Origin of the sequence: Streptomyces sp. 13-12-16, from assembly GCF_002114215.1 — a bacterium.
Taxonomy (GTDB): domain Bacteria; phylum Actinomycetota; class Actinomycetes; order Streptomycetales; family Streptomycetaceae; genus Streptomyces.
The window spans coordinates 1-2,564 of sequence record NZ_NCTE01000274.1 but is presented as its reverse complement, the minus strand read 5'-3'; the positions used below and the strand labels follow the sequence as shown (position 1 = coordinate 2,564).

Below are 2,564 nucleotides of genomic sequence, written 5' to 3'. Positions count from 1 at the left end.
GTGCACGCGAGCGCGCGCAGCCGCCGCGCCAGCCCTTCGTCGGCGGCCGGGCCCGGCGCGGGCCGCGGCCCCGCGCTGAGCTGGGGCGGAACGCTGTCCGTCGATGCAGGCGAAGTCACGGTGCACAGACTAGGTCCTCGGTCTGACAACGACCCAAACGACCGTGTTGCGCCCCGGCGCGACGGTCGTCACACCACCGGCCGGCCGTCCTGTCCGTCCTCGCCGACGCGCCGCCGGTACACCTCGACGACCCGTTCCAGCGAGACCTCGAGGTAGGCCGCCAGCAGCTCCTCGGCCTTGTCGCGGTCCCCCTCCTGCAAGGCCTGGAGAATCCCGACATTGCGGGCGATGTACGGTTCGTGCAGTCGCCGGGGTTCGTCCACGACGTGGAAGGCGAGCCGCAGTTCGGCGAAGACGCTGCGCATCAGCTCGTCCGTGCGCTCACTGGCGGCGAGGGCCACCAGTTCCCGGTGGAAGTGGATGTTGGCCGTACCCACACCGTTCCAGTCACCTTCGCGCGCCGCCGTACGCCCCTGTTCCACCACCTCGGCGAGCGCGCCGAGCGCGTAGGGCGGGTCGCCGAGCCCGCGCACGACGGCGCACTCGACGAGGCGGCGGGTGCGGTAGATGTCCTCGACGTCCTCGACGGTCAGCACCCGGACGAACACGCCCCGGTTCAGCTCGTGGACGAGCAGCCGTTCGTGCGTGAGCAGCCGGAACGCCTCGCGCAGCGTGTTGCGGGAGACGCCGAGCGCGCCGCCGATGCTGTCCTCCGACAGCCGCGTACCGGGCGGGAAGTAGCCCTCGGCGATACGGCTCCTGAGGATGTCCGCGACCCGCTCGGCGGTGCTGGTGCGACCCAACAGGGCACGGTCGTCGGCCAGTCCGCCCATCTGCTCTGCCATGCCGGAATTCAATCGCACGCGGAAGTACGGGACAACATGGGTATTGAAGGATCGTTCAACGATCCTCTACCTTGCTGGACAGTGGCACGGCTCACTCCTTCCCGCACCCTCCGTCCTCCCTCTGCGAGGTGCCCATGAGCACGCCCCCTCCACCGCGGTCCCTGACCGACACCCCACACCCCGCACCGCCCGAACACGCCCCCGACGAGGGGGCGTTCGGCTGGCTGCGCGCACTGGGACCGCGCGGCCGGCGCGCCTTCGGCGGCGCGTTCGGCGGCTATGCCCTGGACTCGTACGACTACTTCACACTGCCGCTGACGATGGTCGCGCTGTCGGTGTACTTCGGTCTGGACAGCGGCCAGACCGGTCTGCTCACCACCGTCACCCTGGTGGTCTCCGCGGTCGGCGGCGCCCTCGCGGGCGTGCTGGCCGACCGCATCGGCCGGGTCAGGGCGCTGCTGCTGACCGTGATCACGTACGCGGTGTTCACCGTGGCCTGCGGCTTCGCGACCGACTACGAGACGCTGCTGGTGTTCCGCGCGCTGCAGGGCCTCGGCTTCGGCGGCGAGTGGGCGGTCGGCGCGATCCTGGTCGCCGAGTACGCGAGCGCCCGGCACCGGGGCCGCACCCTCGGCGCGGTCCAGAGCTCCTGGGCCGTGGGCTGGGCGCTGGCCGTGATCGTGTACACGGCGGTCTTCTCGCTGGTGGACGACGACCTGGCCTGGCGCGTGATGTTCTGGACCGGTGCGCTGCCGGCGCTGCTCGTGGTGTGGGTGCGGCGCAGTGTGCGGGACGCGCCCGAGGCGGCCGCCGTGCGGGAGAGGAGCGCTCGGAAGGGCTCGTTCGCGACGATCTTCCGGCCTGACCGGCCGGGAGCACCGGGCCTGCTGCGCACCACGCTCTTCGCCGTGCTGCTCTCCACCGGCGTACAGGGCGGCTACTACACCCTCGCCACCTGGGTGCCGACGTATCTGAAGACGGAGCGCGACCTGTCGGTCGTCGGCACCGGCGGCTATCTGACGTTCCTGATCTCGGGTGCCTTCATCGGCTACCTGACCGGCGGTCACCTCACCGACCGGCTGGGCCGCCGGCGCAACATCTGGCTGTTCGCACTGCTGTCCGCGATCTGCATCCTGGCGTACACGAACATCCCGAGCGGCGCCAACACCGTGATCCTCGTGCTCGGCTTCCCGCTCGGGTTCTGCATGTCGGCGATCTTCAGCGGCTTCGGCTCCTACCTGAGCGAGCTGTACCCGACGGCGGTACGCGGGACGGGGCAGGGCTTCACGTACAACACCGGACGCGCCGTGGGTGCCGTCTTCCCCACGACGGTCGGCTTCCTGGCCGACGGCTGGGGCGTGGGCGGGGCACTGGTCTTCGGCGCGATCGGCTACGGCATCGCGGCGCTGGCGCTGCTGGGGCTGCCGGAGACGCGCGGGAAGGAGCTGGAGTGAGCCACACCGACGACCGTACGCCGGCCACGGTGGACGACCGCCCTGTGACCCTGGCCGACGAGCACGCGCGCGCGTGGAGCCCGCGCACGGCGCGCGCCCGCTTCCGGGAGGGGCTGGCGGGCCCCACGGCCGGCGTGGCCGCGGGGCACACGCAGGCCAACCTGATCTCGGTGCCCGCCGACTGGGCGTACGACATGCTGCTGTT

2 protein-coding genes and 1 pseudogene are annotated in these 2,564 nt (G+C 71.5%); 2 read left to right on the top strand and 1 reads right to left on the bottom strand.

Translation table 11 applies throughout. The features are described 5' to 3' along the window. Positions 1 to 188: 188 nt before the first annotated feature. Positions 189 to 905, bottom strand: coding sequence for a GntR family transcriptional regulator (locus B7767_RS12130; RefSeq protein ID WP_085572209.1), 717 nt, complete (start codon positions 903 to 905; stop codon positions 189 to 191). A gap of 134 nt (positions 906 to 1,039) precedes the next feature. Here B7767_RS12130 and B7767_RS12125 point away from each other — a divergent pair, with 134 nt between their 5' ends. Together B7767_RS12125 and B7767_RS12120 are read left to right on the top strand one after the other, a co-directional pair. Beyond that, positions 1,040 to 2,359 carry an MFS transporter gene (locus B7767_RS12125; protein ID WP_085572208.1) on the top strand — a complete coding sequence of 440 codons (1,320 nt, stop codon included), beginning with the start codon at positions 1,040 to 1,042 and terminating at the stop codon, positions 2,357 to 2,359. Next, a pseudogene (locus tag B7767_RS12120) lies at positions 2,356 to 2,564 on the top strand (hypothetical protein); the annotation flags it as partial. The gene B7767_RS12125 and the pseudogene B7767_RS12120, both read left to right, overlap by 4 nt.